Origin of the sequence: Roseomonas chloroacetimidivorans (assembly GCF_049629625.1) — a bacterium.
GTDB classification, from domain to species: domain Bacteria; phylum Pseudomonadota; class Alphaproteobacteria; order Acetobacterales; family Acetobacteraceae; genus Roseomonas; species Roseomonas chloroacetimidivorans.
The window spans coordinates 1-15,607 of the sequence record NZ_JBNBZS010000021.1; the positions used below are offsets into that span (position 1 = coordinate 1).

Below are 15,607 nucleotides of genomic sequence, written 5' to 3' on the forward strand. Positions count from 1 at the left end.
CGCCCGTGAAGGCCGCCTTGGCAAAGGCGTCCAGCGTCAGGTTGTAGGCCCCGTCGCCGAGCGAGATCACCTCCATGTTCACGGTGTTCTGGAAGGCCTTGTCGGCCAGGACCTGGCCATCCAGCAGGCGCAGCGTGTCCGTGTCCGCGCCACCATCCACCTTGTCCGCCGCCGTGTAGCTGCCCGCATGAAAAACAATCGTGTCGTTGCCCGCGCCACCCTCGACCGTGTCGTCGCCGCCCCGGCTGTACAGCACGTCATTGCCGCCCAGCCCCTGCAGCAGGTCCCGGCCCGCCGTGCCGGAGAGGTTGTCCGCGCCTTCTGTTCCATCCACGGGCGTGCCCAGGACGGTGTCCTCGCGCACGGCAATGTTCTGGATGCGCTCGTCCCCGGCCTGGCCGACATCAAGCTGGCCGTAGGCCGTCTCCGCCGTCCCGTGCTCCGCCTTCAGGTACTCGGCCAGGGCATCCTGCTCGCTACCCTTGGCCGCGAAGGTCTCGGCGCCATCGGACAGCGCGGCATTGTTCAGCAGGTCGATCCGGCCGTCGGCATAGAGGCCGATCGGGTAGCCGTCGCCGCCATCCGCCAGGAAGCTCAGCGTCACCATCTTGATCGCCCGGGAGGCGTCGCCGACCAGCTCCCCATTCCGCATGATCGTGTCGAGCACCGAGCCATCCTCACCGAGGATGACAAGGTTCTGCACGCGCTCGCCGGCCCGCTGCACCGTCCCATCCGCGTTCAGGATCTGGGAGGTCGCGGCCGGGTCATAGCTGAAGGAGACGCCGCCCACCTGCCCGAAGGAGCCGGGGGTGGCGCCCGGCGCCACGCCGGCCACCGCGTGCTCGAAGATCCGGACCAGCTCCTCGGCAGAGACGGTCACGATGGACAGCGCGTTGTTGAAGCGCAGCGAGTTCTCGACATCGAGCTGGCTGACCGCGCCCACCGGCTTGCCGGCGGCTGGGTTACCTTGCGGGGGCAGCTCGCCCGCATCGGCGCCGGTGCCGATGGCGCCGATCTCTGCCCGGATGCCGCCACCATTCTTGATGGAGACGGTCACACCCGCATCCACCTGCTTCGCCACGAAGAGGTTCGCATCGGCCGAGAGGTCACCGAGATTGGTCTCCTCCGTCCGGGCCTCAGCGCGGCGGCCTTCCAGATACACGTTGGTGAAGCCAAGGATGTTGCCATCCTTCTGCTCGATCACCGCCGCCACGGCGTCGGTCACCGCCTTTACCTCGCCGCCGCGGGTTCCGTCGGCATAGGCATCCTCATTGCCCCAGAGGGAAGCGACCGTCTCATCCGTGGTCGCGTAGGCGCCGGACACCGCCGGATCGACGCTGCCGGGGATGATGTCACCGTTCTCGTCGAAGGTGACGACCAGCCGGCCGACATAGGAGTACTCGCCACCGGTGTTCACAACCGCAACCGACTTGCCATTGGCACCCGTCACGAAGACCGGGTAGTCCTGGCTGGCCGTGTCGCCGGGCTGCAGGGCATCCGTGCCGTCCGCGAAGACCGCATGGCTGCCGCCCGCGATGATGACGTCCACGCCGCTGAGCTTGGAAGCCAGGTCCAGCTCCAGCTGGTACTGCTGGAGGTGGCTGAGCAGAATAATCTTATCCAGGCCCTGCGCCGTCATCTGGTCGATCAGGGGCTGCAGGATCTGCGCCAGCTCATTCGTGTTGTTCACGCCGCCGTCGCCCGCGGGGTCCTTCACCGTCACCCCGCCGATGGAGGAGATGGAAGCCAGGAGCTGGGTCGTAACGCCGAGCACGCCGATCGTCTCGCCGCCCTCGGTGATCGTGGTCCAGGGCGCGACCTGCTGGTCAGCGGTCTCGGCCGTCAGCCCCGCCGGGCTGGCCAGATCGGCCGCTGTCGTGGCGTAGCTGGCCGCATCGCGCAGCGCGGCGGTGAAAAGGGCCGCCATGGCCGGGTCGCCGCTGAAATCGAGATTGGCGGAGAGATAGGGGAACATCGCGCCGATCGAGGTAACGGACGCCGCCGTGGTGCCCGTGCCCTTGGTGAAATCGATCGCGGCCGCCACGGCATTGGAACCGAAGTCCCATTCGTGATTGCCGAAGACGCTCGCCTGGACGCCCAGCGCGTTCATGATGGCGATGTCGATCGTCGCCGGGTTCAGGGACAGCCCGGCAAGATCAGCGGCGGGCACGCCCAGCAGCCAGGCATAGAGGTCCTGAAGCTCGTTCTTGACGCTCGGATCGGTGCCGGCGGCGTTGAAGGGGCTGGGGATGTAGTTGTCACCCGAGGAAAGGGTGATGCTGTTGGCGTAGCTGTCCTCCAGCTTGTCCACGATGGCCGCGAACTGGGCCGCGCGGGTGGTGGCGGCCAGCCCGGCCTCGAAGTCGGAGGCGTGGAGGATCTGCAGGGTGAAGGTGCCGTCTTCGGCCGGCTCCACGCTCAGCTCATGCGCGGTGGTGATGCCAGAGCCCTCGGCGGGGGAGATCAACATCGGCCCGTCGACGCCCTCGGGCGCGTCCTCGGCGGAGACGAAATGGATCACCTCCGGCGCGTCGCTCGTCTCGATCAGCCCAGCATATTCGGCCGAGGTCGGGGAGTTGATGGCGAAGGTCATGACAGCATCCGACCGCTCAAGCGCGACAAAGGCGTAGAGCTGGCCGTCGATCGTGCCGAGGGTGATGCTCTCGGGCTCCGGCCCCTTGTCGTCGGAGCGCGCGTCGTCAAGTCGCGCCGGGTTGTTGGCCTGAAGCATCCGCTCGATCATGTCGCCGGAGTCGAAGGTCTGGGTGAGGCCGTTCTCCGTCACCTCCCAGATCGAGAAGCTGCGGGCACCGAGCGTGTGGATCACGTCGATATCGCCATCCCCGTCCGTGTCGCCATCCGCCGTCGAGGCGTTCAGGCGGCCGAGCGCGGCATCGCCCTTCAGCGCGGCCACGCCGGCATCGCCGCCGAAGCTGTCAGCGTCGAGATTGAGGTTCTTGACCCGCGCCACGTCGTTGTAGCTGCCCCACTCGGACGCGTCGCCCTCATTGGCGGTGACGAGATAGGTCTTGCCCTCATAGTCGAAGGTTGCGATGCCATCCGGCATGTAGAGGCCCTGGACGGGGGCGGTGTGGATGTTCACGCCACCATCGCGGTCGGAGGTGTCGAGCCCATTGCCTTCGATGGAGTGGTCCTTGGTGCCGAGCGCAAAGACGCCGGTATAGGTCAGCGTGCTGAGGTCCAGCACGGCGATGGCGTTGTTTTCCTGCAGCGTGATGTAGGCCGTGCCGCCATCGGAGGAGAGAGCGATGTATTCCGGCTCCAGATCCGTCGCGGCGGTGACGCCGTCGACGCCGGTGATCCGCACGCCGGCCTGCCGCAGCTCCTCCGTGTCAAAGCCGCCAAAGCCAAGGATGGTGCTGCTACCGGTCGTGGTGTCGATCACGGCCACCCCGCCGGCCGGGTCGCCGGACGCGTCCACGCCGTAATTCTCGTTCGGCTCACCCTCGATGGCCACCAGCACGCGGCTGCCATCCGGGGTGAAGGTTACCATGTCCGGCACGGCGCCGACCTCGACCTGATGGATCAGGGAGGCGCTGCTGCCGTCAGCGGCAATTCGGTAGAGGGCGACAGTACCGTTGCTGCCGGGTTCCGCGCCGTCATAGGCCACGGCCATGAGATCGCCATGGACCGCGACGCTGTTTCCCGTGCCCAGGGCACCGAGATCAGCGGCGGGAAGGCTGAACCGGAGCGCGCCATCCTCAGCATTCAGGGCCTCCACGCCGGTCGGCCCCAGGACGAGCACGAGACCACGCTCCGCGTCATAGGCGCTCACTTCGGCGCTGCCGGCTGCGGATTGGGAGCTGTCCTTCGTCCACAGAAGGTCGGCGTTGATGCTGGCCATGGTGTCCGGTTCCGCCCAAAGGGTGTGATGGCGGGGGGAGTTAACGGACGATGAATGGCGCTTCATGCACGGTTTTGTGACATTCATTCGTCAACTTGGTTTGGCTGCCCCAAGGCCAGTGGCGGTGCGTGCGCAGTCCATCCTGGCGCGCCACTACTTCCCGGAGCATGCGCATCGCTGGAACCAGGTGGGCTACGCTATCTCCGGGGTGCTGACGGTGCCCCTGGAGGGGCGTTCTTTTGTGATCTCCCCAGAGCAGGCGGTGTGGCTGCGGACCGGCCTGTCGCACCGGGTCGGCTCACTCTCGGGGCGAAGTTCCACAGCCTCTGGCAAGCTCTGATCGTCGAGGCCGCCGCGATTGAGGGTCAGGAGGATTCCGACGGATATGCAAGCCGCGTGACCGGCCTGATCCTCGACCAACTCCGGCGTGCGAGGTCCCTCCCGGGTGCGCTTCCCTGGCCACGCAGCGGTACGCTGCTGAAGGTGTGCGAGGCCATCGAACGGCTGGGTGGCGGCCTCGGGGTGACCCAGACAGCGATGGAGCTCGGCTACGGCTTGGCATCCGCGTTCGCCTACGCCTTTCGCACCGACATGGGTTGCGGTCCTCAGACCACCATGCGCGGACGCTGCATCGATCATCGTATTCTCGCAGCATCTCATGCCGAAGATGCTCCGCCCTGAGCCAAGCTGCCGGTCATCCTCAACCCGAGAGCGGACGGACCTCTTTCGGCCAGATCATGCCGTCGCGCCGCCAGAAAAGCGTCTCTCCATCCGTTTGCATGGGGTGAAGCGGATCAGTAGGCGCTAAGCTCTGTCCTGCCGCTTTTCCGAAATGGACCTTGCAACAACCGGCCACCGGTGCATGAACCTACAGCCATTTCGCGCGCCGGAAGCGCATATAGAGAGTGACGCACAGCACGGCGATGACCCCGAGCACCACGAAGTAGCCGTATTCAGTCTTCAACTCGGGCATGTTTTCGAAGTTCATCCCGTAAATGCCCGCAATGGCCGTGGGAACGGCCAGGATCGCCGCCCAGGCGGCCAACTGCCGGGTGATCTCGCCCTGCCTCTGCTGCTCCAGCAGCGTGCTGATCTCGAAGACGGAGGTCAGCACCTCGCGTAGCCCGTCCACCCTCGTCTGGACGCGCCTGACATGGTCCAGCACGTCGCTGAAATAGGGTCGCGCCTCCGCGTCAACGCAGGGCATGTCAAGGCGGGACAGCTTGCTGCACACCTCGCTCATCGGGCCAAGAATGCGCTGGAACCGGATCATCTCCCGACGCAGCCGGAAAATCCTGGCCACCTCCTCCCGCCCCAGGAAGGTGTTCAGCGCCCTTTGCTCCATCCCCAGCACCTCCTCCTCGATCGCCTCCACGATCGGCAGGTATCCATCCACAATGAAGTCCATCACGCCGTGGAGCACGTAGTCCACGCCCTGCGAGAGCAGAGCCGGCGCCGCCTCCAGGTAGCTTCGCAACTCGCTATGCGCGCGCGTGGACCCGTGCCGCACCGTGATGATGTGGTGCTTCCCAACAAAGGCCGCGGTCTCGCCGTAGTGAATCTGGTCCTGCTCCAGATAGGCCGTGCGGGCAACGACGAAGAGCTGGTCGCCATAGACGTCCACCTTGGGAAGCTGGTGCGCCTTGAACGCGTCCTCCACGGCAAGGGGGTGCAGGCCGTACTTGTCCTGGAGCACTCTCAGTTCCTGCTCGGATGGATCAAGCAAGCCGATCCAGACGAACTCCGACTTATCGCCCACGCAGGGCGTGGGTTCGTCAATGGCGACGGGCCGGGCCCGCCGGCCGTTCTGGTAAAAGAATGCCGCGACGACGCTCATGGATATCTCTCGGAACGAGGCCGTAAGGTCCCGGAAGGTTGGGCACGGCCAGACCCCAGTGTGCCCTCGAGGACGAAGGTCGGGAAGGCGCATGAAGCGGGCCGCGTGATGGGCGCCGTGGAGGAGATCCGGGCCTTTCGTGGATCAGGATGGGGATTGGCCGTCCGGGTGCCCCGCGGCGCAGGAGCATCGCGAGGGTGACATGCATCCCCGGCGGAACCCGCGGGCTGCTGCACAGCGATCAGGGGGCGCTTGGCCGGAGTCCTCTGGCGGCCCGCAGCGAAGGTCAGAAGGTACGGGAGAGAAAGACCATCCCGCGTGCCTCGCAGATCTTCTGCGAGCCGAAGCACTCGCTGCGGTCGAGGCTGGTGTCGTAGTAGCCTGCGGTGAGGACGAAATCCGAGAGCTTGTAGGACAGCGTGATGTTCCAGTTGGCGAAGTCGGGCGAGCCCCAGTGGGGGTTGTTCTGGATCCACTGGTAGCCGAGGCGGCCAGCCAGTGTCAGGTCATAGGGCATGCCGACCTCGACGCCGCCCTCGACGTAGAAACCGTTACCCGACTCAAGCTGATAATTCGGCGACCAGTTGAGGGCGCCGAGCACCCTCACGGGCAGGAGCGGAACCTCGTAAGAGGTCCTGGCGGCCAGCTCGAAATACTGTAGGTCGTAGAGCCCGGTACCGGACGCGTTCTTATAGCCCGGGTAGATATAGGCGATGCCGCCCAGGTCGAGGCTGACGCCCGCGATTGTGGTACGCCAGCCAGCCAGGGCGTCGATCTCCTGGCGGGCGTTGGTCCCGAGGAAGGCCAGGTTAGAGGCGAAGGCCGCCATGTAGAGGCCGGTGCTGTGCTGGACGTCGACCGTGCCCTGCACCGCCGGGCGGTTCCGGGTTTGGCTGATGCCGCGGAACAGGTAGTCGGACGAAAGCGTGGGCGTGAGGTTCACCGTCAGGCCGGCACTCTCAAGTTCCAAGGCCTGGGCCGAAGCGGTGCCGAGAAGCGCGAGGCCACAGAGGATGTGGTGGATGGGCATGGAATGATGGTCTTTCAGGATGGTCCGGTCAGCGCGCAGCATCGAGTGCGAGATTGAGGCGCAGCACGTTCACGCGCGACGCACCGAGGAAGCCGAGGGCAGGCGCGGTGGTGTTCTCCGCCAGGATCACGCGCACGCGCTCCTCCGGCAGGCCACGCGCCCGGGCCACGCGGGTGACCTGTCGGGCGGCGTTCTCCGGGCTGATGTCGGGGTCAAGGCCGGAGCCCGAAGCCGTGACGGCGTCGGCGGGGATGGGTTCGGGGCCTGCCTCCGCCAGGCGTTCCCGCACCGCGTCCACCAGCACCTGGCTCGAGGGACCGCGCTGCGAGGCGGCAGAGGCGGCGGCGTTGTAGGGCGCGTCCACCGTCTTGCTGCTGTCCTCCGGATCGGCCGCGCTGGTGGCGGAGGGGCGCGGGTGGAAGTAGCGGTCCTGCGTGAAGTTCTGGCCGATGAGCGCCGAGCCAATGACGCGCCCTTCCCGCTCGATCAGGGAGCCGCCGGCCTGTCTGGGTGCCAGCGCCCCCGCAAGCTGCGTGAAGGCGGCCGGTACGGCGAGGCCGAGAAGAAGGGTGAAGCCGCAGACCAGGGCTGCGGCAGGGCGGATGAGGGACATGGTTCAGGCAATCCCCAGGAGCTGGAGGACGAAGTCGATGAGCTTGATGCCAAGAAAAGGCGCGACCACCCCACCCAACCCGTAGACCAGCAGGTTTCGCCGCAGCAGGGCAGCAGCCCCCGCAGGCGTGTAGCGCACGCCGCGCAGTGCCAGCGGCACCAGCGCCACGATGATCAGCGCGTTGAAGATCACGGCCGAGAGGATGGCGCTCTCAGGGCTTGCCAGGCGCATGACGTTCAGCGCCTGAAGCTCCGGGTACTGCGCGACGAAGATTGCCGGCAGGATGGCGAAGTACTTCGCCACATCGTTGGCGATGGAGAAGGTGGTCAACGCGCCACGGGTGATAAGGAGCTGCTTGCCGATCTCCACCACCTCGATGAGCTTCGTGGGGTCGCTATCGAGATCCACCATGTTCCCGGCCTCGCGCGCGGCCTGGGTACCGGTCTGCATGGCCAGCCCGATATCGGCCTGGGCCAGGGCGGGCGCGTCATTCGTGCCGTCGCCCGCCATGGCGACGAGGCGCCCCTCCCCCTGCGCGTCGCGGATGTAGCGCAGCTTGTCCTCGGGGGTGGCCTCGGCGATGAAGTCGTCCACGCCGGCTTCGGTGGCGATGGCGGCGGCGGTCAGGCGGTTGTCGCCCGTCACCATCACGGTGCGGATGCCCATCTGGCGCAATGCGGCGAAGCGCTCCCGGATGCCGGGCTTGACAATGTCCTTCAGCTCGATGGCACCGAGCAAGCGACGGTCCTTCGCCACGACGAGCGGAGTGCCGCCCGCGCGGGCGATGCGGTCCACCACCTCACGCAGCGCTCCGGGCACCTCGGCGCCCATCGCGCGGACGAGGCTGTCCGTCGCGCCCTTGCGATAGCTTCCCGTCGGCAGGTCCAGCCCCGAGATCCGGGTCTGCGCCGTGAAAGGCACCACTTTCGCCTCGGGCGGCAAGGCGGGTGGCATCACGCCGTAGCGTTCCCGCGCGAAGGCGAGGATCGAACGGCCCTCCGGCGTCTCGTCCGCAAGGGAGGACAAGATGGCGGCCTCGGCCAGATCCCGCACCTCCACGCCCAGCGCGGGGTGGAAGGCAGCGGCCTGGCGGTTGCCCAGGGTGATGGTGCCGGTCTTGTCCAGCAGCAGCACATCCACGTCGCCGGCGGCCTCCACGGCGCGGCCACTGGTTGCCATCACGTTGAAGCGCACCAGCCGGTCCATGCCCGCGATGCCGATGGCCGAAAGAAGGCCGCCGATCGTGGTGGGGATTAACGTGACCAGCAGCGCCGCCAGCACGGGCACGGAGGGCGGCTGGCCATTCCAGGAGGCAAGGCCCACCACGCTGGCGACGGCGATCAGGAAGATGATCGTCATGCCCGCCAGCAGGATGTCGAGTGCGATCTCATTCGGCGTCTTCTGGCGGGATGCGCCCTCCACCAACGCGATCATGCGGTCGATGAAGGTGGAGCCGGGGGCGGCGGTGATGCGCACCATGATCCAGTCGGAAACGACCATGGTGCCGCCCGTCACGGCACTGCGGTCGCCGCCGCTCTCGCGGATCACGGGCGCGCTCTCACCCGTCACGGCGGCCTCGTTTACGCTGGCGATGCCCTGCACCACTTCGCCGTCGGAGGGGATGAGATCGCCAGCCTCGACCAGCACGAGGTCCCCCACGCGCAGCTCGGTAGCGCTGCGCGGCTGCCAGAGTGCGCGGTCATCGGGCCGGACCAACAGCTTGGCCTGCGTCTCGGTCCGGGCCCTGCGCAGGCTCTCCGCACGGGCGCGTCCACGTCCTTCGGCCACCGCCTCCGCGAAGGTGGCGAAGAGAACAGTGAACCAGAGCCAGAGAGCGATCCCGGCCTGGAACGCCCAGGGCTCCCCCCGGAAGGCCGCACGGGCGGCGAGAAAGGTGACCAGGATCGAGACGATCTCGGTCACGAAGATCACGGGGTTCCGCAGCAGCGTTACCGGGTTGAGCTTGCGGAAGGCGTCCCCGATCGCGCGCGGCAGAAGCGCGGCGCCGAACAGGGGTGGCCGGACACGCGCGGCTGCGCCGGCGCTGATGGTGGTGTCGAGCATCTTGGTTGGCCTCAGAAGGTCTTGCCGGCGAGCAGGGCGAAGTGCTCGGCGATCGGGCCGAGGGACAGGGAAGGCAGGAATTGCAGCCCGCCAAGGATGAGGACCACGCCGGCCAGCAGCCCGGCGAAGAGCGGACCGTGGGTGGGGAAGGTGCCCGCACTAGGGGGCGTTTTTGCCTTGGCGGCCAGTGATCCGGCGATGGCCATGACCGGCACCACATAGGCGAAGCGGCCGAGCAGCATGGCGATGCCGAGAGTGGTGTTCAGCCAGGGCGTGTCGGCGGCGAGGCCACCAAAGGCGGAGCCGTTGTTCCCGGCAGCCGAGGTATAGGCGTAGAGCATCTCGGACAGGCCGTGTGGCCCCGCATCCTGGATGGATGAGGCCGCCATGGGCAGCACCAGCGAGAAGGCGGTAAAGCCGAGGATTGCCACCGGCAGGATGAGGACCGCCAGCATCGCGAGCTTGATTTCCCGTGCCTGCACCTTCTTGCCCAGATATTCCGGCGTGCGCCCCACCATCAGCCCGGCCACGAAGACAGCGAGCAAGGCGAAGACCAGCATGCCGTAGAGGCCTGAGCCCACGCCGCCCGGCAGGACTTCGCCGAGTTGGATGAGGAACATGGGCACCATCCCGCCCAGCGGCGTGAAGCTGTCGAGCATCGCATTCACCGCGCCGCAGGAAGCGCCCGTGGTGGTGGCGGTGAAAAGCGCCACAAGCGGCAGGCCGAAACGAAGGTCCTTGCCCTCCATGTTGCCCATGGCGGGATCGACGCCCATCGCGGCCAGCACCGGGTTGCCCGCAGCCTCGGCGGCGTAGATGGCGGCGGTGGCAATCACCACGAAGCCCAGCATCACGGCCAGCAGCGCGCGACCCTGGCGGATATCGCCAACGATGCGCCCGAAAGTGAGGCAGAGCGCGAAGGGGATGACCGCCTGTGCCCAGATCTGCAGGGCAGTGGCCAGCGCGTTCGGCCCTTCGAATGGATGAACCGAGTTCACGCCGAAGAAGCCGCCGCCATTGGTGCCGAGATGCTTGATGGCGATCTGGAAGGCTGCAGGGCCAAGCGGGATGATCTGCTCCGCGCCCTCCAGCGTCGTCGCGCTGACGTAACCCGCGAAGGTCTGGGGAATGCCGAGCGCCACGAAGGCGCTCCCCAGGACGAGTGCGAGGGGCAGTAGGACATAGAGATTGATGCGCGTGAAGTCGGCCCAGAAATTACCCAGCTCTCGCGTCCCACCCTTCGCGAAGGCGCGGGAGATGGCAAGCGCCAGCGCAATGCCGGTGGAGGCCGACAGGAAGTTCTGCACCGCCAGCCCGGCCATCTGCGAGAGGTACGAGGCCGCGACCTCGCCCGAATAGGCCTGCCAGTTTGTATTGGTGACGAAGCTGACCGCCGTGTTGAAGGCAAGCCAGGAGGACATGCCGGCGAAGCCCTGTGGGTTCAGGGGCAGCATCCCCTGCAGCCGCAGGATAGCGAAGAGCAGCACGAAGCCCGTCGCGTTCGCGGCGAGCATCGCGAGGGCATAGCCCTTCCAATCCTGCCCGCGCGCCGGATCGATACCGCCGGCGCGGTAGAGCAGTGCCTCCAGGGGTCGCAGCCAGGTGACGCGGCCGTCCGCGACGGCCGCAATGTAGCGCCCGAGCGGCACGGCAGCCATCAGCACGAGCGCGAGCACGAGCGCGATCTGCGCCCAACCGATGAGGCTCATGAATTCACAAAGCCTCGGGGCGCAGCAGCGCCCATAGAAGGTAGGCCAGGAGCCCGGCGGATACGGCGCCACCCAGGACAAGCTCGAGCATGGCGTGTCAGACCCGCTCGCAGCCGGCGACATAGGCGGCCATGAGCGCGAAGGCGCCGAGGCCAAGGCCGAGAAGAAGAATGTCGATCATTGTGAGCCCTTCCGCCGGGGACTACCGGCGATCGGGCCTTCAATGAAAAGGCGCGCGTAAATGGGCCATTCCGGATTTGGGCACGGCCCATAAAAAGCGCATAAAGGCGGCGCGAACTCACGCTGCGGAGCGCCGGCGTTTATGCGCTTTTTACAGACCCGGGGCGAATGAATGATCGCCTTTTTACGCGTGCAAGACCAAGGCATCGGACGCTCGTGGAGGGAAGACGCCCGACATGTCCGCCGCCATCTCGCACCTGTTGGAAGGCCGTATCGCGGCCCCGGCCTTGCCCCACTGGCGGGGCATCGCCCGGCGGGTTCAGTCCCCTCTCCGTCGGATGGGCTCGTGCACCGTGGCAGCCCTCACCCTCGCGGCGCTCCTGCTCTGGGGCTTCACCGGATCACTCGCCATGGGGCTGCGGACCCCACCGACAGCGGAGCCGCGCCTTGCTCTCCTGTGGCTCGCCATTGCGCTGGGCATCGCCGTGGCGGGCCTGGCCGCCGGGCTGCTCGCTCGGGCGAGCTTGGGGGAGTGAGATCCAAGGTGACGACGTCGCCAGGCCTGGCCTTTCCTTGAGCGCGCGTCCCGGAACGGGTCCTGGCGAGCCAGTCCGTCCCCATCCCGACGCGCTGCTCGCCATGGCGGCGCGGGAGGGACGCGGGCGGCTGAAGGTCTTCCTGGGCGCCGCGCCTGGGGTAGGCAAGACCTATGAGATGCTGATTGAGGCACGCCGCCGCGCGCTGGGCGGTGCCGATGTGGTGGTCGGGCTGGTGGAGACCCATGGCCGTGCGGAGACCGCCGCCCAGCTTGCAGGGCTGGAGGTGCTGCCCCGCGCGCGGCTGGACTACCGCGGGCAGGTGCTGGAGGAGTTCGACCTGGACGGCGCGCTGGCCCGCCGCCCCGCCATCCTCGTGCTGGACGAGCTTCCGCACAGCAACGCGCCGGGCAGCCGCCACCCCAAGCGTTGGCAGGACGTGGAGGAGCTGCGCGCCGCCGGCATCGAGGTCTGGACGGCGATGAACGTGCAGCACCTGGAGAGCCTCTCAGAGGCGGTGGCCCGCATCACCGGGGTGCGGGTGACAGAGACGGTGCCCGACCACGTGCTTGCAGGGGCGGACGCGGTCGAGCTGATTGACATTCCACCCGCCGAGCTGCTGGAGCGGATGCGCCAGGGCAAGGTGTACCGTCCCGACCAGGCGGCGCGGGCCCTGAAGGGCTTCTTCCGCGAGGGCAACCTGGCCGCGCTGCGCGAGATGGCCCTGCGCCGCATGGCGGACCGCGTGGATGCCGACGTCACGGACTACATGCGCGCCAACGCGATCACGGGCCCGTGGCCGGCGGGCGACCGCGTGATGGTGCTCGTGGGAGGAGATCCCTCTGCCGAGGCGGTCGTGCGGCATGCGCGCCGCATCGCCGATGCGCTCCGCGCGCCGCTGGTGGCGCTGCATGTCGAGCAGCCCGGGAGAACGGGCGGTGACCCGGGGCCCGCGCTCCGTCTTGCCGAGACGCTCGGCGCAGAGACGGAGACAGTGGTGGACACCGATCTGCCGCGGGCCATTCTGGCGGCGGCGCGGGCCCGGAACGCCACGCATCTCGTTATCGGCCGCGGCCGACCGAGGCTCTGGCGCCGCCTGACCGGGCGCACCCTTCCGGCCGTGCTGGTGCGCCGCGCATCCGACTTCGCCCTGCACCTCGTTCCGGCCCCCGCTGCGGTAGGACGCCCAAAGGCGGTGCCAGAGCGCGGCCAGCTCCCCGCCTGGGTCGGCTGGGCGAGCGTTCCGGCCTTTGTCCTGGCGGCGACGGCGGTCGGCCTCGCCCTGGACGAGCGGGTAACGGAGGGCTCGCTCGGCATGGTGTATTTGGCGGCAACCGTGGCGGCCGCGGTCGCCTTCGGGGCCGCCCATGGACTGGCCGCGGCCGTTCTCTCTTTCCTGCTCTGGAACTTCTTGTTCATTAAGCCGCGCTACACACTGACCATTGACGGACCACAGGAGGTTCTCGGCGCCATCGTTTTCGCCCTGGTGGCCCTGCTGCTGGCAGGCACGGCCGGGCGGCTGGGCCGCACGGCCCGCGCCGCGCAGGCACGCGTCTTCGGACTGCGGCGACTGGTCGAGTTCAGCCGCCGCCTGGGTGCGCCGATGGACCGTGCCGCTCTGCTGGCCCTTATCGCGGAGGAGGCCGAGCGGGTCGCTGGATGCCCCTGCTGTATCCTGATGCCGCTCTCGGGCGAGGAGCTGCCGGGCCTGGGCCTGCCGCGCGAGCGGCGGCCGGACGACACCGACCTGATCATTCGCGCGACAGCCCCCATAACCGCCGAGCCGGACGATCCCTCTATGGCCGCCGCTCGTTGGGCCTATATCAAGGGGCGCGCGACGGGATGGGGCACCGACACGCTGCCCGCCGTGCCCTGGCAGTTCCAGCCCCTGCCAACGGCGCAGGGTGTCGCGGGCCTGGTGGGCCTCCGCTTCGCGGACCGGGCTGAGCCGCTCGACACGGAGCGGCAGCACGCCCTGAATGCCTTGCTGGACCAGGCGGCGATCGCGCTCGAGCGGGCGGAGCTGATGGAGGAGCGCGCGCGGGGCGCGGTTCGAGCAGAGGCGGACGCGTTGCGGACCACCCTCCTTACCTCGCTTGGCCACGACCTTCGCACGCCGCTGACCAGCATTCGCGGCTCGCTGGAGACGCTGCGGACCATGGGCGATGCGCTTCCGCCCGAGGCACGGGCCGATTTGATCCTTGCGGCCGAGGAGGAGACGGCGCGCCTCGCCCGCTTTGCCTCGAATATCCTCGACATGGTACGGCTCGAGAGCGGGCAGGTTCCCCTGCGGCGCGAAGCCCTGGACCTGCCCTCCGCCCTGGAGGCCGCTATTGAACGCGCGGAGCAGGCGACGGGACGGCGGGTGGAACGCCGTATCGATGCGCGCCTGCCGACGCCGTCGCTGGACCCGGTGCTGTTCGACCAGATCCTTGCCAACCTGCTGGACAACGCCCTGAAATTCTCCGGACCAACAGGCCATGTCGCAGCCCTGGTGCGGCGCGAGGGCGCAAATGTCGCGATTTCCGTCGAGGATGACGGTCCGGGCATCCCGCGCGAGGACCTCGCCCGCATCTTCGACCCCTTCTACCGGGCCTCTCGTACCGATCGGATCGCGGCCGGCAGCGGTCTGGGCCTCGCGATCGCACGCGGGCTCGCCCAAGCGATGGGCGGGCAGATCACGGCCGAGAGCCCAATCCGGGAGGGGCGAGGAACACGCGTCACCATCCGGTTTCCCTCATGAACAATGCCCCTCCCAACCTCGCTCCGCCTCGCATCCTCGTTGTCGATGACGAGCCGCAGATACACCGCTTTCTCAGCCCTGCCCTCGCTGCCTCCGGCTACGAGCCGGTGCAGGCGGAGAACGCCATGGCGGGCCTGCACCTCGCGGCGACCCGCGCCCCCGCCGCCGTGCTGCTCGATCTCGGCCTGCCCGACCTCGACGGACAGGAGGTGATACCCCGCCTCCGGGCCTTCACGGCGGCGCCGATTATCGTGCTCTCCGCCCGTGATGGGGAGATGGCCAAGGTGGCGGCGCTCGATGCGGGGGCTGACGACTTCGTGGAGAAGCCCTTCGCCCTGGCCGAGTTGCTCGCCCGCCTCCGGGCGGCCCTGCGCCGTGCGGCCGCCTCCACGGGACATGACGCGCCGGCGGCGCTGATCCGGGTGGGAGAATTGGAGATAGACCTCGCCGCGAGGACGGCGACGCTGAGCGGGGCTCCCCTCAAGCTGACGCCGCGCGAGTGGGACCTTCTCGCGGCTCTGGGCCGGGCCGGGTCCGGGCGCGTGGTGACCCAGCGCCAGCTCCTCTCCGCCGTCTGGGGGCCAGGCCACACGGAGAGCCCGCAATATTTGCGCGTCTACATCGGACACCTTCGCCAGAAGCTCGGTGACGCTGCCTCGCTGATCCGGACAGAGCCGGGCGTTGGCTACCGGCTCGGCCCCGTGGCTTGAGGGCAATCTTCCGCTCCCTCATGGCTCGCACCACTTCCGTGGCAGAGATGGCCGGTCGTGGGCCGCCCCGCTGGGCGAGATTTGACGGGGCGTATCGCCGGCTTCCTCTCGATTTCAACGCGGATCATCCTGGCGGCCTCGCTGAACTGATGCTGCTCCTCGGCGCCGAGAAAGCGATGGGGCGCCGGTTTTCAGTAGCTTCAAGTCAGAATCGATAAAGTTCTTCCACCGCTGGTTGTTGGCTGAACCCGATCTGCTCTTTTGAGGGCTGCCCCAGATCGTGATCTTGCCCACTGCCACCGGCCATATGCCGAAATACA

Annotated in this window: 12 protein-coding genes; 5 read left to right on the forward strand and 7 right to left on the reverse strand. The window is 67.9% G+C overall.

Annotated features, from left to right (window positions below):
* Positions 1–3,865: choice-of-anchor I family protein (locus ACO1BU_RS16915; RefSeq protein ID WP_424137142.1), on the reverse strand; the 3,865-nt coding region annotated here is incomplete at its 3' end.
* A gap of 64 nt (positions 3,866–3,929) precedes the next feature.
* Between ACO1BU_RS16915 and ACO1BU_RS16920 the strand changes: the two genes are divergently transcribed.
* Both ACO1BU_RS16920 and ACO1BU_RS16925 read left to right on the forward strand, forming a co-directional pair.
* Positions 3,930–4,205 (forward strand): cupin domain-containing protein, encoded by a 276-nt coding sequence (locus tag ACO1BU_RS16920; protein ID WP_424137143.1) that lies wholly within the window; start codon positions 3,930–3,932, stop codon positions 4,203–4,205.
* Positions 4,206–4,261: 56 nt separating this feature from the next.
* The gene (locus ACO1BU_RS16925) at positions 4,262–4,546 is read left to right on the forward strand and encodes a helix-turn-helix domain-containing protein (protein ID WP_424137144.1); all 285 of its coding nucleotides are present in this window, start codon (positions 4,262–4,264) and stop codon (positions 4,544–4,546) included.
* Positions 4,547–4,733: 187 nt separating this feature from the next.
* On the opposite strand, the gene corA is transcribed toward ACO1BU_RS16925, so the two are convergent.
* The 6 genes from corA to kdpF all read right to left on the reverse strand — a co-directional run bounded on the left by corA (position 4,734) and on the right by kdpF (position 11,209).
* On the reverse strand, positions 4,734–5,702 hold the full coding sequence (gene corA, locus ACO1BU_RS16930; RefSeq protein ID WP_424137145.1) for a magnesium/cobalt transporter CorA: 969 nt from the start codon (positions 5,700–5,702) through the stop codon (positions 4,734–4,736).
* Between the two features lie 286 nt (positions 5,703–5,988).
* On the reverse strand, positions 5,989–6,774 hold the full coding sequence (locus ACO1BU_RS16935; RefSeq protein ID WP_424137146.1) for a TorF family putative porin: 786 nt from the start codon (positions 6,772–6,774) through the stop codon (positions 5,989–5,991).
* On the reverse strand, positions 6,761–7,345 hold the full coding sequence (kdpC, locus tag ACO1BU_RS16940) for a potassium-transporting ATPase subunit KdpC (protein WP_424137147.1): 585 nt from the start codon (positions 7,343–7,345) through the stop codon (positions 6,761–6,763). Before kdpC ends, ACO1BU_RS16935 begins: the two co-directional genes overlap by 14 nt.
* Before the next feature lie 3 nt (positions 7,346–7,348).
* Complete coding sequence (gene kdpB, locus ACO1BU_RS16945) at positions 7,349–9,409, reverse strand: potassium-transporting ATPase subunit KdpB (RefSeq protein ID WP_424137148.1); 2,061 nt, start codon at positions 9,407–9,409, stop codon at positions 7,349–7,351.
* Between the two features lie 11 nt (positions 9,410–9,420).
* Positions 9,421–11,118: a potassium-transporting ATPase subunit KdpA gene (kdpA, locus tag ACO1BU_RS16950; RefSeq protein ID WP_424137149.1), complete on the reverse strand. Its 1,698-nt coding sequence runs from the start codon at positions 11,116–11,118 to the stop codon at positions 9,421–9,423.
* Between the two features lie 4 nt (positions 11,119–11,122).
* Positions 11,123–11,209, reverse strand: coding sequence for a K(+)-transporting ATPase subunit F (gene kdpF, locus ACO1BU_RS16955; protein WP_424137237.1), 87 nt, complete (start codon positions 11,207–11,209; stop codon positions 11,123–11,125).
* A gap of 325 nt (positions 11,210–11,534) precedes the next feature.
* Here kdpF and ACO1BU_RS16960 point away from each other — a divergent pair, with 325 nt between their 5' ends.
* The 3 genes from ACO1BU_RS16960 to ACO1BU_RS16970 are packed head-to-tail and all read left to right on the forward strand — an operon-like array spanning position 11,535 to position 15,287.
* Complete coding sequence (locus ACO1BU_RS16960; RefSeq protein ID WP_424137150.1) at positions 11,535–11,834, forward strand: hypothetical protein; 300 nt, start codon at positions 11,535–11,537, stop codon at positions 11,832–11,834.
* 37 nt (positions 11,835–11,871) lie between these two features.
* Positions 11,872–14,577: an ATP-binding protein gene (locus tag ACO1BU_RS16965; protein ID WP_424137151.1), complete on the forward strand. Its 2,706-nt coding sequence runs from the start codon at positions 11,872–11,874 to the stop codon at positions 14,575–14,577.
* Entirely contained in the window at positions 14,574–15,287 is a 714-nt protein-coding gene (locus ACO1BU_RS16970) for a response regulator (RefSeq protein ID WP_424137152.1), read from the forward strand. The genes ACO1BU_RS16965 and ACO1BU_RS16970 overlap by 4 nt, the downstream gene beginning before the upstream one ends.
* Positions 15,288–15,607: the final 320 nt, after the last annotated feature.

Bases quoted from the DNA above. Each gene is read 5' to 3' on its own strand.
- ACO1BU_RS16920 (WP_424137143.1), top strand. From the start codon at position 3,930: ATGCACGGTTTTGTGACATTCATTCGTCAACTTGGTTTGGCTGCCCCA.
- kdpA (WP_424137149.1), bottom strand. From the start codon at position 11,118: ATGAGCCTCATCGGTTGGGCGCAGATCGCGCTCGTGCTCGCGCTCGTG.
- kdpF (WP_424137237.1), bottom strand. From the start codon at position 11,209: ATGCTCGAGCTTGTCCTGGGTGGCGCCGTATCCGCCGGGCTCCTGGCC.
- corA (WP_424137145.1), bottom strand. From the start codon at position 5,702: ATGAGCGTCGTCGCGGCATTCTTTTACCAGAACGGCCGGCGGGCCCGG.
- ACO1BU_RS16935 (WP_424137146.1), bottom strand. From the start codon at position 6,774: ATGCTGCGCGCTGACCGGACCATCCTGAAAGACCATCATTCCATGCCC.
- kdpC (WP_424137147.1), bottom strand. From the start codon at position 7,345: ATGTCCCTCATCCGCCCTGCCGCAGCCCTGGTCTGCGGCTTCACCCTT.
- ACO1BU_RS16970 (WP_424137152.1), top strand. From the start codon at position 14,574: ATGAACAATGCCCCTCCCAACCTCGCTCCGCCTCGCATCCTCGTTGTC.
- kdpB (WP_424137148.1), bottom strand. From the start codon at position 9,409: ATGCTCGACACCACCATCAGCGCCGGCGCAGCCGCGCGTGTCCGGCCA.
- ACO1BU_RS16960 (WP_424137150.1), top strand. From the start codon at position 11,535: ATGTCCGCCGCCATCTCGCACCTGTTGGAAGGCCGTATCGCGGCCCCG.